20 protein-coding genes are annotated in these 21346 nt (G+C 71.9%); 2 read left to right on the top strand and 18 right to left on the bottom strand.

Going from position 1 to position 21346, the window contains the following annotated elements; translation table 11 throughout:
* Positions 1 to 124: 124 nt before the first annotated feature.
* From ACFWP2_RS33665 to pgsA, 16 genes are all read right to left on the bottom strand, one after another.
* Complete coding sequence (locus ACFWP2_RS33665) at positions 125 to 2560, bottom strand: RelA/SpoT family protein (RefSeq protein ID WP_380458605.1); 2436 nt, start codon at positions 2558 to 2560, stop codon at positions 125 to 127.
* Positions 2561 to 2740: 180 nt separating this feature from the next.
* On the bottom strand, positions 2741 to 3292 hold the full coding sequence (locus ACFWP2_RS33660; protein WP_380458603.1) for an adenine phosphoribosyltransferase: 552 nt from the start codon (positions 3290 to 3292) through the stop codon (positions 2741 to 2743).
* A gap of 44 nt (positions 3293 to 3336) precedes the next feature.
* Positions 3337 to 4440, bottom strand: coding sequence for a protein translocase subunit SecF (gene secF, locus ACFWP2_RS33655; protein ID WP_380458601.1), 1104 nt, complete (start codon positions 4438 to 4440; stop codon positions 3337 to 3339).
* 4 nt (positions 4441 to 4444) lie between these two features.
* Positions 4445 to 6247 carry a protein translocase subunit SecD gene (secD, locus tag ACFWP2_RS33650; protein ID WP_380458599.1) on the bottom strand — a complete coding sequence of 601 codons (1803 nt, stop codon included), beginning with the start codon at positions 6245 to 6247 and terminating at the stop codon, positions 4445 to 4447.
* Between the two features lie 143 nt (positions 6248 to 6390).
* Complete coding sequence (gene yajC, locus ACFWP2_RS33645) at positions 6391 to 6792, bottom strand: preprotein translocase subunit YajC (protein WP_380458597.1); 402 nt, start codon at positions 6790 to 6792, stop codon at positions 6391 to 6393.
* Between the two features lie 260 nt (positions 6793 to 7052).
* The gene (ruvB, locus tag ACFWP2_RS33640) at positions 7053 to 8138 is read right to left on the bottom strand and encodes a Holliday junction branch migration DNA helicase RuvB (protein WP_380458612.1); all 1086 of its coding nucleotides are present in this window, start codon (positions 8136 to 8138) and stop codon (positions 7053 to 7055) included.
* A 53-nt stretch (positions 8139 to 8191) separates the two neighbouring features.
* Positions 8192 to 8803: a Holliday junction branch migration protein RuvA gene (ruvA, locus tag ACFWP2_RS33635; RefSeq protein WP_380458594.1), complete on the bottom strand. Its 612-nt coding sequence runs from the start codon at positions 8801 to 8803 to the stop codon at positions 8192 to 8194.
* On the bottom strand, positions 8800 to 9351 hold the full coding sequence (gene ruvC, locus ACFWP2_RS33630; protein ID WP_380458610.1) for a crossover junction endodeoxyribonuclease RuvC: 552 nt from the start codon (positions 9349 to 9351) through the stop codon (positions 8800 to 8802). The genes ruvA and ruvC overlap by 4 nt, the downstream gene beginning before the upstream one ends.
* 183 nt (positions 9352 to 9534) lie before the next feature.
* Complete coding sequence (locus tag ACFWP2_RS33625) at positions 9535 to 10293, bottom strand: YebC/PmpR family DNA-binding transcriptional regulator (RefSeq protein WP_380458592.1); 759 nt, start codon at positions 10291 to 10293, stop codon at positions 9535 to 9537.
* Between the two features lie 98 nt (positions 10294 to 10391).
* Complete coding sequence (gene pdxT / locus ACFWP2_RS33620; protein ID WP_380458590.1) at positions 10392 to 11015, bottom strand: pyridoxal 5'-phosphate synthase glutaminase subunit PdxT; 624 nt, start codon at positions 11013 to 11015, stop codon at positions 10392 to 10394.
* Positions 11016 to 11108: 93 nt separating this feature from the next.
* Positions 11109 to 12020: a pyridoxal 5'-phosphate synthase lyase subunit PdxS gene (pdxS, locus tag ACFWP2_RS33615; RefSeq protein ID WP_380458588.1), complete on the bottom strand. Its 912-nt coding sequence runs from the start codon at positions 12018 to 12020 to the stop codon at positions 11109 to 11111.
* A 151-nt stretch (positions 12021 to 12171) separates the two neighbouring features.
* Positions 12172 to 12672, bottom strand: a complete 501-nt coding sequence (locus ACFWP2_RS33610) for a hypothetical protein (RefSeq protein ID WP_360345614.1) — start codon at positions 12670 to 12672, stop codon at positions 12172 to 12174.
* A gap of 74 nt (positions 12673 to 12746) precedes the next feature.
* The gene (locus ACFWP2_RS33605; RefSeq protein WP_380458586.1) at positions 12747 to 13115 is read right to left on the bottom strand and encodes a 5-carboxymethyl-2-hydroxymuconate Delta-isomerase; all 369 of its coding nucleotides are present in this window, start codon (positions 13113 to 13115) and stop codon (positions 12747 to 12749) included.
* 75 nt (positions 13116 to 13190) lie between these two features.
* Complete coding sequence (locus ACFWP2_RS33600) at positions 13191 to 14372, bottom strand: glycosyltransferase family 4 protein (protein ID WP_380458584.1); 1182 nt, start codon at positions 14370 to 14372, stop codon at positions 13191 to 13193.
* 52 nt (positions 14373 to 14424) lie between these two features.
* Positions 14425 to 15387 (bottom strand): phosphatidylinositol mannoside acyltransferase, encoded by a 963-nt coding sequence (locus ACFWP2_RS33595; RefSeq protein ID WP_380458582.1) that lies wholly within the window; start codon positions 15385 to 15387, stop codon positions 14425 to 14427.
* A 16-nt stretch (positions 15388 to 15403) separates the two neighbouring features.
* Positions 15404 to 16051: a phosphatidylinositol phosphate synthase gene (gene pgsA, locus ACFWP2_RS33590; RefSeq protein WP_380458580.1), complete on the bottom strand. Its 648-nt coding sequence runs from the start codon at positions 16049 to 16051 to the stop codon at positions 15404 to 15406.
* A gap of 288 nt (positions 16052 to 16339) precedes the next feature.
* Here pgsA and ACFWP2_RS33585 point away from each other — a divergent pair, with 288 nt between their 5' ends.
* Positions 16340 to 18388: an elongation factor G-like protein EF-G2 gene (locus tag ACFWP2_RS33585; RefSeq protein WP_380458578.1), complete on the top strand. Its 2049-nt coding sequence runs from the start codon at positions 16340 to 16342 to the stop codon at positions 18386 to 18388.
* Between the two features lie 26 nt (positions 18389 to 18414).
* On the opposite strand, the gene ACFWP2_RS33580 is transcribed toward ACFWP2_RS33585, so the two are convergent.
* Positions 18415 to 18840, bottom strand: coding sequence for a thiol-disulfide oxidoreductase DCC family protein (locus ACFWP2_RS33580; RefSeq protein ID WP_380458576.1), 426 nt, complete (start codon positions 18838 to 18840; stop codon positions 18415 to 18417).
* A 194-nt stretch (positions 18841 to 19034) separates the two neighbouring features.
* Here ACFWP2_RS33580 and ACFWP2_RS33575 point away from each other — a divergent pair, with 194 nt between their 5' ends.
* The gene (locus ACFWP2_RS33575; protein ID WP_380458574.1) at positions 19035 to 20681 is read left to right on the top strand and encodes a hypothetical protein; all 1647 of its coding nucleotides are present in this window, start codon (positions 19035 to 19037) and stop codon (positions 20679 to 20681) included.
* A gap of 79 nt (positions 20682 to 20760) precedes the next feature.
* Here ACFWP2_RS33575 and ACFWP2_RS33570 read toward each other — a convergent pair whose 3' ends face one another.
* Complete coding sequence (locus ACFWP2_RS33570; RefSeq protein WP_380458572.1) at positions 20761 to 21321, bottom strand: HIT family protein; 561 nt, start codon at positions 21319 to 21321, stop codon at positions 20761 to 20763.
* Positions 21322 to 21346: the final 25 nt, after the last annotated feature.

Below are 21346 nucleotides of genomic sequence, written 5' to 3'. Positions count from 1 at the left end.
GCTCCCGCAACCCAGCAAGATCACTACGTCCAACGCCCACGGTCCTCGCAACTCCCACGGATCGCGGGTGTTGCGAGGACCGTTAGAACCCAAGGCTCCCGGGGGCCTTTCCCGTACCGGCCCGCTACTTGCGGGCGGAGGTGACGCGGTAGACGTCGTACACGCCCTCGACGCCGCGCACCGCCTTGAGCACGTGGCCCAGGTGCTTCGGGTCGCCCATCTCGAAGGTGAAGCGGCTCATCGCCACCCGGTCCCGGGAGGTCTGCACCGCCGCCGACAGGATGTTGACGTGCTGGTCGGAGAGCACCCGGGTGACGTCCGAGAGCAGCCGGGAGCGGTCCAGCGCCTCGACCTGGATGGCCACCAGGAAGACCGAGGACTGGGTGGCCGCCCACTCGACGTCGATCATGCGCTCCGGCTGCTGGCTCAGCGCCTCCACGTTGACGCAGTCGGCGCGGTGCACCGAGACGCCGTTGCCGCGGGTCACGAAGCCGACGATCGGGTCGCCGGGCACCGGGGTGCAGCACCGGGAGAGCTTGACCCAGACGTCCTCGACGCCCTTGACGATCACGCCCGGGTCGCCCTTGGCCCGGCGGCGCACCGCGCGGCGGTTGTCGTGGGTCGGGGTGGCGGTCTCCGCCAGGTCCTCGGTCGCGCCCTCCTCGCCGCCGAGCGCCTGGACCAGCTTCTGCACGATGTTCGGCGCCGCGACGTGGCCCTCGCCGATCGCGGCGTAGAGCGAGGAGATGTCGGGGTAGCGCATCTCGTGGGCCAGGGTGACCAGCGAGTCGCCGGTCAGGATCCGCTGGATCGGCAGGCCCTGCTTGCGCATCGCCCGGACGATCGCCTCCTTGCCGTGCTCGATCGCCTCCTCGCGGCGCTCCTTGGAGAACCAGGCGCGGATCTTGTTGCGGGCGCGCGGGGACTTGACGAAGCCCAGCCAGTCCCGGGACGGGCCGGCGTTCTCCGCCTTGGAGGTGAACACCTCGACGGTGTCGCCGTTCTCCAGGGTCGACTCCAGCGGCACCAGCCGCCCGTTGACCCGGGCGCCTATCGTCCGGTAGCCGACCTCGGTGTGCACCGCGAAGGCGAAGTCGACCGGGGTGGCCCCGGCCGGCAGGGCTATCACGTCGCCCTTGGGGGTGAAGACGAAGACCTCGTTGCTGGCCAGGTCGAAGCGGAGCGACTCCAGGAACTCGCCCGGGTCGGCGGTCTCCTTCTGCCAGTCCAGCAACTGCCGCAGCCAGGCCATCTCGTTGACGGCGCCGGCCTTGTCGTCCTTGCGGACCTGGGTCGGGGTGTCGGTGCGGACCTTGGACGCCCCGGCCACCGCGCGCTGCTTGTACTTCCAGTGCGCGGCGATGCCGTACTCGGCCCGCCGGTGCATGTCGAAGGTGCGGATCTGCAGCTCGACGGGCTTGCCCCCGGGACCGATCACCGTGGTGTGCAGCGACTGGTACATGTTGAACTTGGGCATCGCGATGTAGTCCTTGAACCGCCCCGGCACCGGGTTCCACCGCGCGTGGATGGTGCCCAGCGCCGCGTAGCAGTCGCGGACGGTGTCGACCAGGACCCTTATGCCCACCAGGTCGTAGATCTCGGCGAAGTCCCGGCCCCGGACGATCATCTTCTGGTAGACCGAGTAGTAGTGCTTCGGCCGGCCGGTGACGGAGGCGGTGATCCGGGCGCCGCGCAGGTCCGCCTGGACCTGGTCGATGACGGTCGCCAGGTACTCGTCCCGCTTGGGGGCGCGCTCGGCGACCAGCCGGACGATCTCGTCGTACATCTTGGGGTAGAGGATCGCGAAGGCGAGGTCCTCCAGCTCCCACTTGATGGTGTTCATGCCCAGCCGGTGCGCCAGCGGGGCGTAGATCTCCAGCGTCTCGCGGGCCTTCTTCTCCTGCTTCTCCCGCTTGAGGTAGCGCATCGTGCGCATGTTGTGCAGGCGGTCGGCCAGCTTGATCACCAGGACCCGCGGGTCCTTGGCCATCGCCACGACCATCTTGCGGACGGTCTCGGCCTGCGCGGCCTCGCCGAACTTGACCCGGTCCAGCTTGGTGACGCCGTCCACCAGCAGGGCCACCGAGTCCCCGAAGTCCTTGCGCAGGGTCTCCAGGCCGTAGTCGGTGTCCTCGACCGTGTCGTGCAGCAGCCCGGCCATCAGGGTCGGGGCGTCCATGCCGAGCTCGGCCAGGATCGTCGCGACGGCCAGCGGATGGGTGATGTACGGGTCGCCGCTCTTGCGCTTCTGCCCGCGGTGCCACTTCTCGGCCACCGCGTAGGCCTTCTCGATGTCGCGCAGCAGTGCCGGGTCGGCCTTCGGGTCGTTCGCCCGGATCGAGCGGAACAGCGGCTCCAGGACGGGGTTGAGCACGCTGGAGCGCTGGCCGCCGAGACGGGCCAGCCGGGCGCGCATACCGCCGGTGGAACCGCGGCCCGAGGGGCCGAGCGAACGCGAGGAGGTCGGCGCCGGGCGTGCCGGGGTGGCCCCCGAGGGCGTGGGACGGTTTTCGGGGGTGGCCGCTGCGGCCGTGGGCACAACCTCGTCGGGCAAGGACAACTCCTCGGGGCACCGGGCCGACCCCTGCCGAGGCCCGAACGGTCGGGGACAACCGGGAGGGGATGAATCTTCATGGTACCGAGCCGGGCGCCGAGGTGTTCATCCGGCCGGGCCCGGAAGGGCCGGGAAACGGAAGGACGGCGGTCGGATGTCCCGACCGCCGTCCTCCTGACCTGTCCGTCAGACCGTGACCAGCGTCTCCAGCGGGGCGCCGCCCAGGTGCCCGGCCAGCCGCTCGCGGCCGTCCAGGAAGCCCAGCTCCATCAGCACCACGACGCCCACCAGCTCGGCCCCGGCCTCCTTGACCAGGTCGAGCGAGGCGCCGATGGTGCCGCCGGTGGCCAGCACGTCGTCCACCACCAGCACCCGCTCACCGGGCGCGAAGGCGTCGCACTGCACCTCCAGCGTCGCCGAGCCGTACTCCAGCTCGTACGAGCGCCGGAACACCTCGCCGGGCAGCTTGCCCTGCTTGCGGATCGGCACGAAGCCGAGGCCGGCCGCGACGGCCGCCGGGGCCGCCAGCACGAAGCCGCGCGCCTCCAGGCCCACCACCTTGGTCGCACCGAGCTCCTTGGCCCGGTCCGCCAGCGCCCGGGTGAGGGCGCCGAAGGCCTCGGCGTCGGCGAGCAGCGGCGCGATGTCCTTGAACAGCACACCCGGCTTCGGGTAGTCCGGGACGTCCCGGATCCGGCTGTTCAGCAGCTCGGCCAGTGCGGTGTCGGCGGTGGTCACGGTCGTGTCCTCACGGTGGTGGGGCCTCGGGGCCCCGGTCGGGGTCAGCGCTTGGTGGACGGACGGCCCTTGGCACGGGAGGTGCCGGCCGAGCGACCACGCTGTCCGACCATACCCGCGGGCTGCTCCTCGCCCGTCGACTCCTCGTCCGCCGCGACGCCGTCCCCGGCCTCGGCCTTGGCGGCCGCGGCGGCCCGGTGCTGGAGGACCCGCTTGCGCAGCGCCTTCATCTCCGGCTGCTCCTCCTTGAGCTGCGCCAGCAGCGGGGTGGCGACGCAGATCGAGGAGTAGGCACCGGCCGCGAGGCCGATGAACAGCGCGAGCGAGATGTCGTTCAGGGTGCCGGCGCCCAGGAAGCCGCCACCGATGAACAGCAGTGCGGCGACCGGCAGCAGCGCCACCACGGTGGTGTTGAGCGAGCGCACCAGGGTCTGGTTGAGGCCCGCGTTCGCGGCCTCGCTGTAGGTGAGCTTGTTCTGCTTGGTGAGCCCCTTGGTGTTCTCCTTCACGGTGTCGAAGACGACGACCGTGTCGTAGAGCGAGTACCCGAGGATGGTCAGGAAGCCGATCACCGTACCCGGGGTGACCTCGAAGCCCACCAGGGCGTACACGCCGATGGTGATCAGGAGGTCGTGGATGAGGGCGACCAGGGCGGACACCGCCATCCGCCACTCGAAGGCGATCGCCAGGTAGACCGTCACCAGGACCATGAAGACGATCAGACCGGTGAGTGCCTTCTGGGAGATCTGCTTGCCCCAGCTGGGGCCGATCACCTGGGCCTCGACGGTGTCCAGCGGCACGTCGAGCTTCTGCGAGAGCTCGGCGCGGATCTGGTCCGAGCTCTTCGTCTCCTCGGTGCTGACCTGGATGCGGATCTTGCCGTTGTCGGTCGACTGGACCAGCGGGTGCGAGGAGACGACCCCGTCGGCGGTGTCCTGCGCCTGGGAGACCGTCAGGCCCGGCTTGGCCACGGTGTAGACCGAGCCGCCCTTGAACTCGATGCCCAGGTGCAGGCCCATGGCCAGGCCGATCGCCGCGACCAGCACGATCACGCCGGAGATGGAGTACCAGAGCTTGCGGCGGCCGACGAAGTCGAAGCTGACTTCGCCCTGGTAGAGCCGGTGGCCCAGGTTGGAGAAGCGTGACACGGTGTCAGGCCTCCTTCACGGCGGCAGAGGAGGGGTTACGGCGACGGCTGCTGCGCAGCGGCGGGCGGGCGCCCAGCCGCTTCGGGTCCAGGCCGGACCACGGGTGGCCGTTCAGGAAGAACTTGCGGCGGGCCAGCAGTGTGATCAGCGGCTTGGTGAAGAGGAAGATCACCACGACGTCGAGCGCGGTGGTCAGACCCAGGGTGAACGCGAAGCCCTGGACCTTGCCGACCGAGACCACGTAGAGCACGGCGGCACAGAGGAAGGACACGAAGTCCGAGACCAGGATGGTGCGCCGGGCGCGCGGCCAGGCCCGCTGGACCGCCGGGCGCAGCGGGGCGCCCTCGCGGACCTCGTCGCGGATGCGCTCGAAGTACACGATGAAGGAGTCGGCGGTGATGCCGATCGCGACGATGGCACCGCAGACCGCCGGCAGGTTCAGGGCGAAGCCGATCGCGCTGCCGAGCAGGCTCATGATCGAGTAGGTCAGGATCGCCGAGACGATCAGACCGGCGATCGAGACCAGGCCGAGGCCGCGGTAGTAGATCAGCGAGTAGGCGACCACCAGGATCATGCCGATGATGCCGGCGACCAGACCGGCCTTGAGCTGGTCGCTGCCGAGCGCCGGGGAGACGGTGGTGATGTCGCTCTTGCTGAACTCCAGCGGCAGGGCGCCGTAGCCCAGCACGTTGGCCAGGTCCTGCGCCTCGCTCTGCTTGAACTGGCCGGTGATGACCGCGCTGCCGCCCGGGATCGAGCCCCGGACCTCGGGGTGCGAGACGACCTGGTTGTCCAGGACGATGGCGAACTGGTTGTTCGGCGGGGCCTGGGTGGCCAGCTGGCCGGTGACCTTGGCGAAGGCGTCGGTGCCGGTGCCGTTGAACTGCAGCTGGACCTGCCAGCCGGCGCCGGTCTGGGTGTCGATGCCGGCCTGGGCCTTGGAGACGTCCGAGCCCTTCACGGCCACCGGGCCGAGCACCAGCTTCTCGTAGTAGCCCTTCTCGGCCTTCTGGGAGCAGGCGACGACGGCCTTGTCCTCGGCGCCGGTCTGGGCGGCGCGGACCTCGGGCTTGGAGCAGTCCAGGGCGGCGAACGCGGCGGACAGCTCCGGCGGGACGCTGCCCTGGGTCATCGCGTTGCTGAGGTCCGCGGGGGTCTGCGGGGTGGCCGCGGCGCTCGGGGCGCCGGTGGCGCCGGCGGAGGGCGCGGCGCTCGCGGCGCCGGTGGCGGCGGCGGTCGGGCTGGCGCCCTCGGCGGCCAGCGCCTCGCTCGCGGGGCGGCCCTGCTTGGTGGCGCTCGCGCCTGCGGACGGGGTGCCGGTGGCGGCCGCGGTGGCGCCCGCGGACGGGGTCGCACCCGGGGTGCCGGTGGCGCCCGTGGACGGGGTGCCGGTGGGCGCCGGGACGGCGAGGCCGCTGGGGGCCACGGCCAGGACCGGACGGAAGAACAGCTGGGCGGTGGTACCGACCTGGTCCGCCGCGTTCTGCCGGTCGCCGCCCTTGGGGATGTTCACGATGATCGTGTCCGAGCCCTGGGTCTGGACCTCCGCCTCGGAGACACCCATCCCGTTGACGCGACGCTCGATGATCCCGACGGCGATGTCCATGTTGGACTTGGTGAGCGCCTTGGGGTCGGTCGACTTCGCGGTCAGCGTGATGCTGGTGCCACCGGCGAGGTCGATACCGAGCCGGGGCTTGGTGGTGCCGTTCCCGAACATGAGGGCGACCAGTCCGACGGTGACGACCAGGATGAGGGCCAGTGCCCGTCCTGGGTAGCCGTCGCGCGGGCGCGACTTGGGTGTTGCCACCTTGCTCGTTTCTCCCTGTCCATGCCACTTGCCCGGCCGTACCCCCGGCCGAATGTCGGCACGGGGGTACGGCGGGTTGTGCGGCCCTGAGGTCTGTGGGCTCGCGGCGTACGCCGCGCGGCCGGGCGGGTTGCCCGGCCGTACTACTTGCTCGCGGGAGCCCCGCCCTCGGCATCGCCCTTCTCGGCGCTGTCCTTGGTGAGCGTCAGCGGCTTGGCCTCGACCGGCTCGGCGTCCTCGGCCTCCGGCTCGGGCAGCTCGTCATCGGCGGGGCGGCCGTTGATGATCGCGTCGTAGTCCTGGGGGTCCAGGACGGCCGCGACGGCGCTCTTGGTGAAGTGGGTGACCACGCCGGGCGCGATCTCCAGCTCGACGGTCTCCTCGTTGACCGCCTTCACCTGGGCGTACAGGCCACCGATGGTGCGCACCCCCGCCCCGGGCTCCAGCGCAGTCTGCATCTGCTGCTGCTGCTGCTGGCGCTTCTTCTGCGACCGGAACATGAGCACGATCGCGATGATCGGGAGGAGAAGGATGATGAGGTTCACTGCAGCCAGGGTCCTTTACGGGCCGCCGGCCGGCGGCCTGTGTGGTATTGGTCGGCCCGTCAGGTGAGAGGGGCGGTCCGGCGGAGTCTAGGCGACCCCGAATCGATCGGACAACGCCAAGCATCGCATCCTGTCGCCGAAAGTGGCGACCCTCTGCCTGCACTGTTTCCCCGGACTTCGATCCCGGCTCCTCCGTGTGCCAGAACGGAAGCACCGGGCGGGAACCGGCCGGCCCGACTCACCCGTTCAGCCGATGGCGGTCAACTTTCATCCGCCGGAAACAGCTCCGACTGCGGCGGAACGCTCCCGCGCGTGGTCCGGACCGGCGGGGTCTGTGCCGGTGGTGTCAGGCCGAGGTGCTGCCAGGCGGCGGCGGTGGCGATCCGGCCGCGCGGGGTACGGGCGAGCAGGCCCTCGCGGACCAGGAACGGCTCGGCGACCTCCTCGACCGTCTCGGACTCCTCCCCGACGGCGACCGCTAGTGTCGACAAACCGACCGGACCCCCGCCGAACAGCCGCAGCAGCGCGTCCAGCACCGCGCGGTCCAGCCGGTCCAGACCGCGGGCGTCCACCTCGTAGACGTCCAGGGCCTGGGCGGCGATCTCGGCGGTGACCTGCCCGTCGTGCCGGACCTGGGCGTAGTCGCGGACCCGGCGCAGCAGCCGGTTGGCGATGCGCGGGGTGCCGCGCGAGCGCCCGGCGATCTCGGCCGCGCCGGCCGGGTCTATCTCCACGTCCAGCAGCGTGGCCGAGCGGTGCACCACCCGCTGGAGCTCGGCCGGGGCGTAGAACTCCATGTGCCCGGTGAACCCGAAGCGGTCGCGCAGCGGCGGCGGCAGCAGGCCGGCCCGGGTGGTGGCGCCGACCAGGGTGAAGGGCGGCAGCTCCAGCGGGATGGCGGTGGCGCCCGGGCCCTTGCCGACGATCACGTCGACCCGGAAGTCCTCCATCGCCATGTAGAGCATCTCCTCGGCCGGCCGGGACATCCGGTGGATCTCGTCGAGGAAGAGCACCTCGCCCTCGGTGAGCGAGGAGAGGATCGCCGCGAGGTCCCCGGCGTGCTGGATGGCCGGGCCGGAGGTGATCCGGATCGGGGCGCCCAGCTCGGCGGCGATGATCATGGACAGGGTGGTCTTGCCGAGCCCGGGCGGCCCGCTCAGCAGCACGTGGTCGGGCGCGCTGCCGCGCTTGCGGGCGGCCTGGAGCACCAGCGACAGCTGCTCGCGCACCCGCTCCTGGCCGATGAACTCGTCCAGCAGCTTGGGGCGCAGCGCCGCCTCCACCGCCTGGTCCTCACCGTCGGCGGCGGCCGTGACCAGCCGGTCGGTGGGTTCCGGGTCGTACATCGTCGCGGGCTCCAGGATCTCCGGTGTCGACAAGGGGACAGGTCGTCGGGTGGTCAGCGGGCGCGGTTGAGGCCGCGCAGGGCGAGCCGGAGCAGGGCGCCGACGTCCGGCGTCGCCTGGGCCTCGGCCTCCGGGGTGACGGCCGCGACCGCCTCCTCCGCCTCGCGCGGGGCGTAGCCGAGGCCGGTCAGCGCGGAGTGCAGCTGCTCGCTCCACGGCGCCGGGCCGGCGGCGATCGGCTTCTGCGCGGGAACGGCGCCGTGCGGTGCGCCGAGCTTGTCCTTGTACTCCAGCAGCAGCTTGGCCGCCTTGGCCTTGCCGATGCCGGGCACCGCGACCAGCGCCTTCTCGTCGCCGCCCGCGACCGCGGCGCGCAGCGCGTCGGGGCTGTGCACGCCGAGGATGGCCTGCGCCAGCTTGGGGCCGACGCCGGGCGCGGCCTGGAGGATCTCGAACACGGCGCGCTCGTCGTCGTCCGCGAAGCCGAACAGGGTCAGCGAGTCCTCCCGGACGACCAGCGAGGTGGCCAGCCGGGTCGGCTCGCCCAGCCGCAGCCCGGCCAGGGTGTTCGGGGTGCACTGCACGGCCATGCCCACCCCGCCGACCTCGACCACCGCGATCCCGGAGGAGATGGCCGCCACGGGCCCTTGCACGAAGGCGATCATCGGACGGTGCCTTTCGGAGGAGTGGAGCGGGGGGTGGAGCGGGCGGCCCGGACGGCGGCCTCCAGCCGGTTGGTCGCCCCGCCGCGCCAGATGTGGCAGATGGCCAGGGCCAGCGCGTCGGCGGCGTCGGCGGGCTTGGGCGGCGCGTCCAGCCGCAGCAGACGCTGCACCATGGCCGTGACCTGCGCCTTGTCGGCCCGGCCGGAGCCGGTGACGGCCGCCTTGACCTCGCTGGGGGTGTGCAGGGTGACGGGGATGCCGCGCCGGGTGGCGCACAGCATCGCGACGGCGCTGGCCTGGGCGGTGCCCATCACGGTGCGGACGTTGTGCTGGGCGAAGACCCGCTCGACGGCGACCAGGTCGGGCCGGTGCTCGTCCAGCCAGGCCTCGATGCCCTGCTCGACCTGGAGCAGCCGCTGCCCGATCTCGGCCTCGGCGGGGGTGCGCACCACGCCGACCCCGGCCATCCGCAACGGGCGGCCCGGCGCCCCCTCGACCACGCCGATCCCGCACCTGGTCAGCCCCGGGTCCACGCCCAGTACCCGCACCACTCGCCCGTCTCCCTGCACTCGCCGCCGTCACCCGCCGCTGTTGCCCGCCCCCTCGCCGAGCGACCCCCGCAGGCTACCGCCCGGGTCCGACAACCCGACCGACGACACCGGCCCGGTGGTCCAGGGACCACCGGGCCGGGCAGTGAGAACGGTCACTCACCGACGATCACTGGGCAGTGATCACTCGGCGTCGAGCTGCGCGCCGACCTCGTCGGAGATGTCGAAGTTGGCGAAGACGTTCTGCACGTCGTCGCTGTCCTCCAGCGCGTCGATCAGCTTGAGGATCTTGCGGGCGCCGTCGACGTCCAGCTCGACCTGCATGCTGGGGAGGAAGTTGGCCTCGGCCGAGTCGTAGTCGACGCCGGCGTCGACCAGCGCGGTGCGCACGGCGACCATCTTGGAGGCCTCGGAGACGATCTCGAACGAGTCGCCGAGGTCGTTGATCTCCTCGGGCTCCTGGTCGAGGACGACCTCGAACAGCTTGTCCTCGTCCACGCCGGCGGCCTTGGGGACGATGACGACGCCCTTGCGGGTGAACAGGTACGACACCGAGCCCGGGTCGGCCATCGAGCCGCCGTTGCGGGTCATCGCGACGCGCACGTCGGACGCGGCGCGGTTGCGGTTGTCGGTGAGGCACTCGATCAGGACGGCGACGCCGTTCGGGCCGTAGCCCTCGTACATGATGGTCTGGTAGTCGGCGCCGCCGGCCTCCAGACCGCCACCGCGCTTGACGGCGCGGTTGATGTTGTCGATCGGGACCGAGCTCTTCTTCGCCTTCTGGATGGCGTCGTAGAGGGTCGGGTTGCCCGCCGGGTCGGGACCGCCGGTGCGCGCCGCCACCTCGATGTTCTTGATCATCTTGGCGAAGAGCTTGCCGCGCTTGGCGTCGATCACGGCCTTCTTGTGCTTGGTGGTAGCCCACTTAGAGTGGCCGGACATCGCCAGCTCCTTTACGTCGCCAAAGGGAAATGAACAGATGAGATCTTACCGGTGTCGTCACCGGTGGGGCGCACACGGTCAGCGCGTGGCCGACCCGGTCAGCGCGCGGCCGCGGCGAGGTGCTCCTCGACCATCCGCACGAAGTACGCGTGCACCCGGTGGTCACCGGTCAGCTCCGGGTGGAAGGAGGTGGCCAGCAGGTTGCCCTGGCGCACCGCCACGATCCGGCTGTCCGGGCCGTCGGCGGCGGGGAGCTCGGCCAGCACCGTGACGCCCGCGCCGACCGACTCGACCCAGGGGGCGCGGATGAAGACGCCGTGCACCGGCGCGTCGTCCAGGCCCGTGAAGTCGATCCCGGACTCGAAGGACTCGTTCTGGCGGCCGAAGGCGTTGCGGCGCACCGTCATGTCGATGCCGCCGACGGTCTCCTGGTCCTCGCGGCCGTCCAGGATCTTGTCCGCCAGCATGATCATGCCCGCGCAGGTGCCGTAGACCGGCATCCCCGCGGCGACCCGCTCGCGCAGCGGGTCCATCACGCCGAACAGCAGCGCCAGCTTGGACATGGTGGTGGACTCCCCGCCGGGGATCACCAGCGCGTCGACCTCGGCCAGCTCCTCGGCGCGGCGCACCGGACGGGCGAGCGCGTCGGCCTCGGCCAGCGCCACCAGGTGCTCGCGGACGTCGCCCTGCAGGGCGAGGACGCCGATGACAGGAGTGCTCACGGTCTTCAACCTCTATCGATCGTTACGACGGACTACGTGGCGCGGCCCGCCGCGCGCCGAGGCGCTGCGGCGGGCCGGCCCAAAGGACGGCGACTACCAGCCGCGGTTGGCGTAGCGCTCCGTCTCCGGCAGGGTGTCGCAGTTGATGCCGACCATGGCCTCGCCCAGGTTGCGGGAGGCGTCCGCGATGACCTTCGGGTCGTCGAAGAAGGTGGTGGCCTTCACGATGGCGGCGGCGCGCTTGGCCGGGTCGCCCGACTTGAAGATGCCGGAGCCGACGAAGACGCCCTCGGCGCCCAGCTGGCGCATCAGCGCGGCGTCGGCCGGGGTGGCGACGCCACCGGCGGAGAACAGCACGACCGGCAGCTTGCCGAGCTCGGCGACCTCCTTGACCAGCTCGTACGGGGCGCGCAGCTCCTTGGCGGCGGCGTACAGCTCGTTGTTGTCCAGGGCGCGCAGCTGGCCGATCTCGTTCTTGATCTGGCGCAGGTGGCGGACGGCCTCGACGACGTTGCCGGTGCCGGCCTCGCCCTTCGAGCGGATCATGGCCGCGCCCTCGGCGATGCGGCGCAGGGCCTCGCCCAGGTTGGTGGCGCCGCAGACGAAGGGGGTGGTGAAGGCGAACTTGTCCGAGTGGTTGACCTCGTCGGCCGGGGTCAGGACCTCGGACTCGTCGATGTAGTCGACGCCCAGCGACTGGAGCACCTGGGCCTCGACGAAGTGACCGATGCGGGACTTGGCCATCACCGGGATGGAGACCGCGGCGATGATCTCCTCGATCATGTTCGGGTCGGACATGCGGGCGACGCCGCCGTCCTTGCGGATGTCCGCCGGAACCCGCTCCAGGGCCATGACGGCCACGGCGCCGGCGTCCTCGGCGATCTTGGCCTGCTCGGCGTTGACCACGTCCATGATCACACCGCCCTTGAGCTGCTCGGCCATGCCGCGCTTGACCCGGGCGGTGCCGATCTGCGGCTGGTCTGCGGTGGTGGGGGTGGTGGACACGTGAGACCTCACTCGAAGCTGAATCGGTGCTATCGCCCTATGGTAGGCAGAACGGGTGACCCCTCCATGCGCCACCAAGTCCAGCCCGGACGACGGGACACGACAAACGGGCCGTATCCGGGGGACACCTTAAACAGGTGCCCCTCCGGGCTTAAGCAGGTGCCCCTTCCGGCGTGAGCGCGGGCGGCGGAGCATCGTCCATCTCGAACGCCAGCGGGAACGGCGCCTTCCCCGCCAACCGGAAGTACCGCACCAGCCGGTGCTCACGCACCGCCCGGGCCGCCCGCACCGCGTCGTTGTGGAACCGGCGGGCCATCGGCACCCGCCGCACCGCGGCCGTCAGATCACGAACCGCGTCCTCGCCACCCGGCTCGGCCACCAGCGCCGCCACCTGCTCCGGCTCCTCGAACACCGCCCGCAGCGCCAGGCTCAACTGGCTCTCCGCCACCTCGCGCTGCTCGTCCTCGGCCTGCCGGGCCGCGTGCGCCGCGTCCAACAGCAACAGCGAGGCCGCCGGATCCAGCAGCGAGGACGTCGCCAGCTCCAACGCCACCGAGGCCCGGCGGACCAGCTGCGCGTCCAGCGCCGCCCGCGCCGCGTCGATCCGGGCGTGCAGCCGGTCCAGACGACCGGCCGTCCAACTCAGGTACATGCCGAACAGCACCACGGCCACGCCGGCCCAGATCCAGGTAGTCACGGGCCGCTACGTTACCCGGTGTCACCGGTTCAGCCCTGGGCGGTCGCGTTCCGGTAGCTCTCCCGGTCGATGTCCGCGATGTCCACCGCCGTGAACAACCGGGTGCCCGGCCGCGGCCGGACGTACTGCCCCAGCAGCGCCAGCACCCCCTCGCTCAGCGCCGCCTTCGCCTCCGGCGAACGGCCCGGGAAGATCTGGAACTCCACGAACACCTGGGCGTCGGCGGCCGCCCCACCGGTGCCCACCACCAGCAGCTCGCTCTGCCGGAACACCGTCTTGCAGGAATCCGGCTTCGCGTCGATCGTCGCCTCCGCCAGCCGGTTGATCGCCAGACCGAGGCCCCGGCGGTCGAAGGTGCCGGCCAGGGAGGCCGAGTAGTCGACGGAGATCTGCGGCATCGTCGCCCCCGTGGATCGAAAGTGGTACGGACGCCCGACCCTAACGCCACCGACACCCCGGCCCGCCCCCGGGGATCAGTCCCGGGCCAGCCCGAACCGGCGCCGACCGCCGCGCACGTCCTCCTCGACCACCGCCGCCTCGCCGGCCGTCACCGTCTCGTACACCGCCAGGATGTCCGCGCCCACCGTCGACCAGTCGAACCGCCGCACGTGCCGCGAAGCCGCCTCCCGCAGCTCCTCCAGCCGCGCCGGATCACCCAGCAGCCGCAGCGCCGTACGGGCCAGCGCGTCCGCGTCCTCCACCGGGAACAGCTCCCCCGCGTCCCCGCCGTCCAGCACCTGCTTGAACGCGTCCAGATCGCTCGCCAGCACCGGCGCGCCCGCGGACATCGCCTCCACCAGGATGATCCCGAAACTCTCGCCACCGGTGTTCGGCGCCACGTACAGGTCCACACTGCGCAGCAGCCGGGCCTTGTCCCGGTCGCTCACCATGCCGAGGAACTCCACCTGCCTGCGCACCTCGGGCGCCAGGCCCGCGACGGCCTCCTCCTCGTCGCCCTTGCCCGCCACCAGCAGCCGCACCCCCGGCCGCTCCGCCAGGATCCTCGGCAGCGCCGCCAGCAGCGTCGGCAGGCCCTTGCGCGGCTCGTTGATCCGGCCGATGAAGCCGATCGTGCCCGGCTCCCCCTTCGCCGCGCCACCGGTCCAGCGCTCGTCCGGCTCCGCCCCCGCGAAGAACCCCACGTCCACACCGTTCGGGATCACCACCGCGTCCCCGCCCAGGTGCTCCACCAGCGTGCGCCGGGCGTACTCCGACACCGCGATCCGGGCCCGCATCTTCTCCAGCCCCGGCTGGAGGATCGGCGAGGCCGCGATCATCACCCGCGAACGCGGATTGGAGGTGTGGAAGGTCCCCACCATCGGCCCGGTCGCCGACCACGCGGCCAGCATCGACAGGCTCGGCGCCGCCGGCTCGTGCACGTGCAGGATGTCGAAGCGCCCGTCGTGCAGCCAGCGCCGCACCCGCGCCGCCGACAGGATCCCGAAGCTCAGCCGCGCCACCGACCCGTTGTACGGCACCGCCACCGACCGACCCGCCGGGACCACGTACGGCGGCAGCGCCTCGTCGTCCTCCGCCGGCGCCAGCACCGACACCTCGTGCCCCAGACCGATCAGGTGCTCGGCCAGGTCCCGGATGTGGAACTGCACCCCCCCGGGGACGTCCCAGTCGTACGGGCAGACGATGCCGATCTTCACGGGTTCCTCAAGCTCCTTCGGACAGTGGTGCGGGCGGGCAGGGCGGAACGGCTCAGGACCCGGAGGCCTCGGCCGCGAGCTCCGGAGCCGCCTCCGCACGCTCCGCGGACGCCGCCTTCACCGTCTCACGAACCGGCAGGTCGGCCAGCCAGAACCGCTGCAGCATGTGCCAGTCCTGCGGGTGCTCGCGGATGCCCCGCTCCCACACCTGCGCCATCGCCTGGGTCATCGCCAGGGTGCGCTCCTTGCGGTCGCCCTCCTCGGGCACCGGCACCTCCGGATGGATCCGCGCCCGCAGCACCGGGCCGTCGTACCAGAGCGTCACCGGCAGCAGCGCCGCCCCGGTCCGCTGGCACAGCGCCGCCGGACCGGCCGGCATCCGCGTCCCCTCACCGAAGAACGTCACCCCGATGCCCGCCTCCGACAGGTCCCGGTCCCCCACCAGGCAGACCAGCCGGCCCTCCCGCAACCGCCGCGCCAGCGTGCCGATCACGTTCACCGAACCACCGGTCAGCGCCAGGACCTCCATGCCCAGGCCCTCCCGGAACGCCACGAACCGGTCGAACAGCCGCTCCGGCTTCAACCGCTCCGCGACCGTGGTGAACGGGTAGCCCTGCTGCGCCACCCAGGCCCCCGCGAGGTCCCAGTTGCCCATGTGCGGCAGCGCTATCAGTACGCCCCGACCCGCCTCCAGCGGCGCCCGCAGGTGCTCGAAGCCCTCCACCTGGACGTCCCGCGCCACCCGCTCCCGGCTCCACACCGGCAGCCGGAACGACTCCATCCAGTACCGCAGGTACGAGCGCATCCCGGCCCGGGACAGCTCCCGCACCGCCGCCTCGTCCATCCCCGGACGGACCCGGCGCAGATTCGCCTCCAGCTGGAGCACCCGCTTGCCGCGCTTGCGCCACGCGTAGTCCGCCAGCCGGTCGAACAGCCCGCGGGCCACCCGCTCCGGCAGGTGCTTCAACAGCCCCCACCCCAGCGCGTACGCCCAGTACACCAGTCGGTCCGTCACCGCAGGACGCCCCCCATCAGCTCCCGGCCGCCGCTCGGTCGGCCTCGAACGCCTCCCGGCGCACGGTCAGCATCCGCTGGAACACCGTCACCAGGCTGCCCGCCGCCACCAGCCACAGCGCCACCGGCAGCAGCCACTCCACGTACGGCACACCGAACTTGTGCAGACCCGCGACCCCGGCCGCCACCAGGCTGGCCACCAGCCGCTCGGCCCGCTCCACCAGCCCCGACACGTCGCACGGCAGACCCTGGCTCTCCGCCCGCGCCTTGGTGTACGACACCACCAGACCGCTCGCCAGACAGAAGATCGCCACCGCACAGAGCAGGTTGTCGTCACCCTTGCCCGCGTACCACATCGCCAGACCGCCGAAGATCGCCGCGTCCGCGACCCGGTCCAGGGTGGAGTCGAGGAACGCCCCCCACTTCGTGCTCCGGCCCAGCTGGCGGGCCATGTTCCCGTCCACCAGGTCCGAGAAGATGAACAGCGTGATCGTGATGGTGCCCCAGAAGAACTCCCCACGCGGGAAGAACACCAGCGCACCGGCCACCGAACCGGCGGTACCGATCAGCGTCACGGCGTCCGGGCTCACGCCCAGGCGGATCAGGAACGCGGCGAACGGGGTCAGGACACGTGTGAAGAAGGCACGCGCGTATTTGTTGAGCATGGCCTTCCCAGCCGCTCCGATCTCCCAGATACCCGCCTGGCGCAGCACGCGCAGCAGACGGCCGGGCGGATCAGCCCGTCCGGCCCACCCATCGTAGCCAGGCGCGGGACACGCTCCGGCGCACGCACCGCCGGACACCACCCCCGCCCACCCCGCGCACACGCACGGTCACCGACCGGCCGTACGCCACACCCCCCGCCCGACCCGACCGGCCGTACGAGACGCGCCCCACCCGGACCCGACCCTAGACTGCGATGGACAGCCTCGGCGCCACGGGAGGAGACCCCGATGCCCGACCGCAGCACGGCACGAGCCGGCCAGGCACCCGCCGTCACCGGCCCGAAGGACCTGCGCAACGTCGTCCTCATCGGCTCCAGCGGTGTGGGCAAGACCACCCTCGCCGAATCCCTCGCCCTCGCCGCCGGCGCCACCGGCCGGGCAGGCCGCGTCACCGACGGCACCACCGTCTCCGACCACGAGGACATCGAGCACCAGCAGCAGCGCTCCGTCCAGCTCGCGCTACTCCCCCTCGAATGGAAGGGCGTCAAGATCAACCTGATCGACCCGCCCGGCCACCCCGACTTCACCGCCGACCTGCGCGCCGCCCTGCACGCCGCCGACGCCGCCGTCTTCGTCGTCTCCGCCACCGACCCGGTCACCGCCCCCACCCGCGCCCTGTGGCGCGAATGCGCCGCCGAAGGCATCCCCCGCGCCATCGCCGTCGCCAAACTCGACCTCGCCCACACCGGCTTCGACGACATCCTCACCGCCTGCCACGACGCCTTCGAACTGGGCCCGGACACCCTGCGCCCGCTCTTCCTGCCCGTCCTCCACGACGGACACCCCGACGGCAGCGTCGACCTCCTCACCGGCGACACCTACGGCGACGCCGACCCCCTGCCCGACACCGCCCCCGCCCACGACAGCCTCGTCGAAGCCATCTCCGGCCAGGACGACACCCTCATGGAGCGCTACCTCTCCGGCGACCCCCTCGACACCGACTCCCTCGAAGCCGGCCTGCGCCGCGAAGTCCTCTCCTGCGCCCTCCACCCCGCCGTCCCCACCAGCGAGAACGGCCTCGGCGCCACCGAACTCCTCGACCTCATCGCGCACACCTTCCCCGACCCCACCGAACGCACCCGCCCCGCCCCCGCCTGCGACCCCGACGCCCCCCTCGCCGCCCAGGTCGTCCGCGTCACCGGCGACGCCTACGTCGGCCGGATCAGCCTGCTGCGCCTGTACGCCGGCACCCTGCGCCCCGACACCAAGATCCACCTCGTCGGCCCCGCCCACACCGCCGACCAGAACGGCGACGAACGCGTCACCGCCCTCACCAGCCCCTTCGGCAAGCTCCAGCGGCCCGTCCCGCACGCCGTCGCCGGCGACCTCGTCTGCGCCGCCAAACTCACCACCGCCCGCGCCGGCGACACCGTCCACGACCCCGGCCACCCCGTCACCCTCGACGGCTGGACCCTCCCCGAACCGCTGCTCCCGATCGCCGTCGAAGCCCACAGCAAGGCCGACGACGACAAGCTCTCCCAGGCCCTCGCCCGCCTCACCGCCGAGGACCCGGCGCTACGCCTGGAACAGAACCCCGACACCCACCAGCTCGTCCTCTGGTGCACCGGCGAAGCCCACGCCGACGTCGTCCTCGACCGCCTCCGCACCCGCCACGGCGTCCACGTCGACACCGTCGAGCCCAAGGTCGCCCTGCGCGAGACCTTCGGCACCGCCGCCGCCGGGCACGGCCGCCTGGTCAAGCAGTCCGGCGGCCACGGCCAGTACGCCATCTGCGACCTGGAGGTCGAACCGCTGCCGGCCGGCTCCGGCTTCGAGTTCCAGGAGCACGTCGTCGGCGGCGCCGTCCCCAAGCACTTCATCCCCTCCGTCGAGAAGGGCGTCCGCGCCCAGCTCGCCAAGGGCGTCTCCACCGGGTACCCGCTCGTCGACGTCCGGGTCACCCTCACCGACGGCAAGGCGCACTCCGTCGACTCCTCCGACGCGTCCTTCCAGAACGCCGCCGCCCTCGCCCTGCGCGACGCCGCCGGGCACGCCGTCATCCGCCTGCTCGAACCCGTCGCCGCCGTCAGCGTCCTGCTCCCCGACGACTACCTCGGCGCCGTCCTCGGCGACCTCTCGGCCCGCCGCGGCCGCGTCCTCGGCACCGAGACCGGCGGCACCGGCCTCACCCTGCTGCGCGCCGAGGTCCCCGAACTCGAACTCGTCCGCTACCCGATCGACCTGCGCTCGCTCACCCACGGCACCGCCGAGTTCTCCCGCGCCTACCTGCGCCACGAACCCATGCCCCCCGCCCTCGCCGAGCGCTACACCGACTGAGCGGGCAGCACGGCCCGCCGCCGCGGCTACGACCGGACGGGGTTCCGGTTCGGCAGCGCACAGGCCGCCGTACCCCCCGGCATCCGGTGCCGGTTGCGCGCCACCCAGCGGTACACCAGCCCCGCCGGCGGCCGCACCGGCGCCGCCGTCAACACGGCGCCCAGATATGCCCACGCCCCGCCGGAGCGCATCAGCAGCCGCGCAACCGCCTGCGCGCCCCCGTACACCCGGCCACTCGGCGTCACCCAGAGCACCTCGCGCTCCGCCCGCTCGGCCGACACCTCGCCACGGCCGCCCGCCCGCGCGTCCAGCCCCGCCAGATCCGCGAACTGGAACGGCACCGCCTCCCAGCCCCCCGAGGCCAGCGTCTGCCGCAGGTACCGCTCCGCCCAGCGCACGCAGGACGAACAGAACGAACAGTCCCCGTCGTAGACCAGCACCGGATCCTTCACGGCACTCCCCTTTCCTCGCTCCCACCGTCCATCCTGCCCCACCGCCCCCATCCTCATCGCGGCGGGTATCGACCCGTCCGATGCTGGGCATCATGCCCCTCAGGCCTCCGGTGACGGTACTTCAGACGATCATCCGCGCGGGGGTGCCACGGCACGGTAACCTGCCGCTGACAAGGGGAGGAGGGGACGCCACCGTGACCACACTCGACATGACCCCGGGTGCGCAGATACCCCGGACCGACGCCGGCCCGCAGACCGCCATCACCCAGGGACTCTCCTCGACCGCGTACCGCGACGGCGAGATCAAGGGCTTCGTCGGCGCCGTCACCGACGCCACCGAGAAGAAGGGCCGCTTCGCGCTCTTCCGCCCCAACCTCGGCGAGGCGTTCAGCAAGGCGCTGATCTCCCGTGCCCTGGGCGGCGGCCGCAAACCCCTCGTCCCGGCCTTCGGAGTCGACACCCGCCAGGTCGTCGAGCACTGCCTGGCCGCCGAGGAACTGCGCAACACCCGCGACCGGCAGCTCAGCACCGTCTCCATCGCCACCGGCGTGCTCTTCCTCCCCGGCACCCTGGTCTGGCTCGGCGCCTTCCAGCTCCGTGCCTGGCTCAAGCGGGACAACCCGAAGAACGCGGCCGTCTACGGCGGCATCGTGCTCGCCGTGACCGCCGCCCTCGCCGTCCTGCTCGCGGTGCGCCCGCCGGCCACCGGCTTCATCGGCGTCTACCTGCGCGTGACCATGCTCGCCCCGGTCGTCGGCTGGTATCTCGCCCGCAGGATCGTCGAGCGCTCCGCCAAGGACCTGCGCTCCCGCTGGCAGGCCCTGGTCGAGGGCAGCGTGGTGGCCGCCTCCGTCGCCAAGGCCGTCCCCCGGGACGACCTCGACAAGAAGGCCGCCGACCTGCGCGACAAGCTCAGCCGCCTGGACGCCGAGCAGGAGACCAACATCCACCACTACGCCGGCCCCAAGGGCATCCTCGGTGCCGGCCGCCGCTGGGGCGAATGGCGCCTCGCCGACACCCTCCACCCCGCCGAGGGCCACGTCGACTTCCGCGCCTTCCACCCCTGGGACCTGGTCCGCCGGATCTCCTCCCACCTCAAGGGCCTCGGCATCAGCCACGTCGCCAACAGCGGCATGCCCAACGTCGCCATCAAGCAGTGGGTGGTCTTCGACATCGGCGAGGGCGCCGACGAGATCAGCCGCCCCGGCAACGCCGACATGGACGGCGACCGGATGCGCGACTTCGCCGTGCAGAGCGTCGCCGACAAGCAGACCTTCTCCGGCGGCCCGCGGCACTACCTCGCCACCCAGTTCATCACCCACGACGGCAAGCTGGTCCTCACCTTCACCGTCACCGTCACCCTGCTCGCCAACGTCCTGAACATCACCGTCTCCGGCTACGCGCTCGGCCCGGTCAAGGGCGTCTTCTTCGACAAGCCCAAGGACAAGGAGAAGTCGGTCGCCAAGACCGTGAAGTTCTGGGAGGAGCGCACCGTCAAGCTCCCCCTGATCGACAACGACGAGGTCGTCCGCCAGGCCGTCCGCGCCCCCTTCTACCGGATGCCCGGCCTGCTCGGCTGGCTCGGCGGCGGTCTCGGCCTGCCCGAGCCCTTCGGACTGCGGCACATCTGGGCCGGCCGCGCCTGGGAGAACCGCTCCATGGTCGACAACGCCCAGAACGCCTCCGTCCCGGTGCTCGCGGCGGTCCACGCCGCCACGCTGGAGTTCCTGGAGGAGCACGACCTGGACGCCGACCGCTTCTTCAAGAACCGCACCTCGATCATCAAGTCCGAGGCGCAGAGCCCCCGCCCGTACGACGTCGACACCTTCAACGCCGGCTGACCCCGGGCCCGGCTCCGGCACAGCACGCGGGAGGGCCCCACCGAGATCCTCGGTGGGGCCCTCCCGCGTGTCGCTCGGATCAGCCCTGCGGCCAGACCTCGGCCAGCATCTTCCGGGTGTCCGCCAGCAGCTGCGGCAGCACCTTGGTGTGGCCGACCACCGGCATGAAGTTGGTGTCCCCGCCCCAGCGCGGCACCACGTGCTGGTGCAGGTGCGCCGCGATCCCGGCCCCGGCCGCGGCGCCCTGGTTCATCCCGATGTTGAACCCGTGCGCCCCGGAGGCCGCCCGCAGCGCCGTCATGGCCTTCTTGGTGAAGTCCGCCAGCTCGGCCGTCTCGGCCTCGTCCAGCTCGGTGTAGTCGGCCACGTGCCGGTACGGGACCACCATCAGGTGGCCACCGTTGTACGGGTACAGGTTCAGCACCGCGAACACGGAGCTCCCCCGGGCGATGACCAGCCCGTCCTCGTCGCTCAGGGACGGGATCGTGCAGAACGGACAACCGTCGTCCGGAGCCGGGCCGGTGGGCTTGTTCTCACCCTGGATGTAGGCCATCCGATGGGGGGTCCACAGGCGGCGGAAGCCGTCCGGCTCACCGACGCCCCGCTGCAGTTCCGGCTCAGTCGTCATGCTGATCAGCATATTCGCCCGACGGTGCTTGCAAAGC

Origin of the sequence: Kitasatospora sp. NPDC058444, from assembly GCF_042721415.1 — a bacterium.
Lineage (GTDB): Bacteria > Actinomycetota > Actinomycetes > Streptomycetales > Streptomycetaceae > Kitasatospora.
The sequence above is the reverse complement of the archived record's forward strand: the minus strand, read 5'-3'. Positions and strand labels throughout refer to the sequence as shown.

Coding starts and splice junctions, on each gene's coding strand:
- ACFWP2_RS33625 (WP_380458592.1), bottom strand. CDS start 10,293: ATGTCCGGCCACTCTAAGTGGGCTACCACCAAGCACAAGAAGGCCGTG.
- ruvA (WP_380458594.1), bottom strand. CDS start 8,803: ATGATCGCCTTCGTGCAAGGGCCCGTGGCGGCCATCTCCTCCGGGATC.
- ACFWP2_RS33610 (WP_360345614.1), bottom strand. CDS start 12,672: ATGTACCTGAGTTGGACGGCCGGTCGTCTGGACCGGCTGCACGCCCGG.
- ACFWP2_RS33585 (WP_380458578.1), top strand. CDS start 16,340: ATGCCCGACCGCAGCACGGCACGAGCCGGCCAGGCACCCGCCGTCACC.
- ACFWP2_RS33605 (WP_380458586.1), bottom strand. CDS start 13,115: ATGCCGCAGATCTCCGTCGACTACTCGGCCTCCCTGGCCGGCACCTTC.
- pgsA (WP_380458580.1), bottom strand. CDS start 16,051: ATGCTCAACAAATACGCGCGTGCCTTCTTCACACGTGTCCTGACCCCG.
- ACFWP2_RS33570 (WP_380458572.1), bottom strand. CDS start 21,321: ATGCTGATCAGCATGACGACTGAGCCGGAACTGCAGCGGGGCGTCGGT.
- ruvB (WP_380458612.1), bottom strand. CDS start 8,138: ATGTACGACCCGGAACCCACCGACCGGCTGGTCACGGCCGCCGCCGAC.